Origin of the sequence: Mycobacterium sp. (genome assembly GCF_008709575.1) — a bacterium.
Taxonomy (GTDB): Bacteria; Actinomycetota; Actinomycetes; order Mycobacteriales; family Mycobacteriaceae; genus Mycobacterium.
This window is the reverse complement of record NZ_VYIK01000175.1, coordinates 1-1137: the sequence shown is the minus strand read 5'-3', so window position 1 is coordinate 1137 and position 1137 is coordinate 1. Positions and strand designations below refer to the sequence as shown.

At 68.2% G+C, this 1137-nt stretch carries 1 protein-coding gene; it reads right to left on the bottom strand.

Annotated features, from left to right (window positions below; all coding sequences use genetic code 11):
- Positions 1-1137, bottom strand: a 1137-nt coding sequence (locus F6Q13_RS17665) for a PE-PPE domain-containing protein (RefSeq protein ID WP_293059313.1), incomplete at both ends; no start/stop codon positions are given.

Here is a 1137-nt window from a genome sequence, read left to right as displayed (position 1 = left end):
GAGGGTGTCGGGGGCTATGGCTGGGGTGGGTGTGAGGTCGGGGATGTGGAGGTCTTCGAGCAGGGAGCCGACGGTGGTGGTGATGGCGGAGAGCGCGGTGGTGCTGGGTTGGCCGAGGGTGATCGATAGGCCGGGATCGGGGGAGGGGGTGTAGGGGTCGGTGTGGGGGGTGTCGGTGGGGGGCAGGGCGCCGAGGTCGATGAGGGCGGCGGTGGCGCCTTGGAGGGCGCCTTTGGTCAGGTCGGCGGTGACGGTGATGGGGTTGATCAGTTCGAGCAGGCTTGCCGGGGTGGGCAGGTTGGCGTAGTCGGTGTCGGCGCCGCCGAGGTTGGCGTAGCCCAGGTCGATCAGTACGCGCAGGTCGGGTTGGATCAGGTCGAGTAACCACTGCGGTGTCCCGGCGTGGGCGAGTGGTTCCAGCAGCGGCAGGTTTTGGGTCAAGATCAGGTAGTAGGTGGTGTCGCCGCTGGCCTGGGGTGAGACCGGTTCGACGATTGCGGTGGCGATTTGGGCGGGGGTGAGGCTTTCGTAGGTGGGGGGTGAGCCGAGGTGGTCTTGGTCGGCGCCCAGGGCGGCGTTGAGGTCGGCCAGCAGGTCGAGTGGGTATTGGGGGAAGTCGCCGTAGCCGTCGTATTGCAGGGTGTAGATGTCGGTGGGGTAGGCCAGGTCGGGGGTGGCGCCGTTGTAGGTTTCGTTGTAGCCGGGGTAGTAGAGCCCGTCGAAGCGTTCGAACAGGCCGCCGTCGGGGTTGTTGGGGTCGCCGGCGAGCACGAAGCGCACCTGGGTGGGGGCGGGGGGATGTTGCAGGGAGCCGTCGGCGATGTCGTCGAGGTAGTCGGTGATGATGGTGGCGCTTTGGGAGAATCCGAACACCACGGTGTCGCTGTTGGGGGGTTGGGCGGTGATGGCGTGCTGCAGGTCGGTGACTCCCTGGGCGACCGAGGCGTTGAAGGTCAGGCTGCCGTAGAGCGGGTAGCCCTGCTCGGGGGTGGCCAGGGCGGTCGGTGTGGCGGTCTGCGGGGCGATGGCCGGCGCGATGTAGTCGGCGTAGACCTGGGCCAGATACGCCGCGTTCGGGTCGGGGTCGCCGGTGCCGCCCATGATCAACGCCGCCTCATCAGCCAGCGCACGAACCGG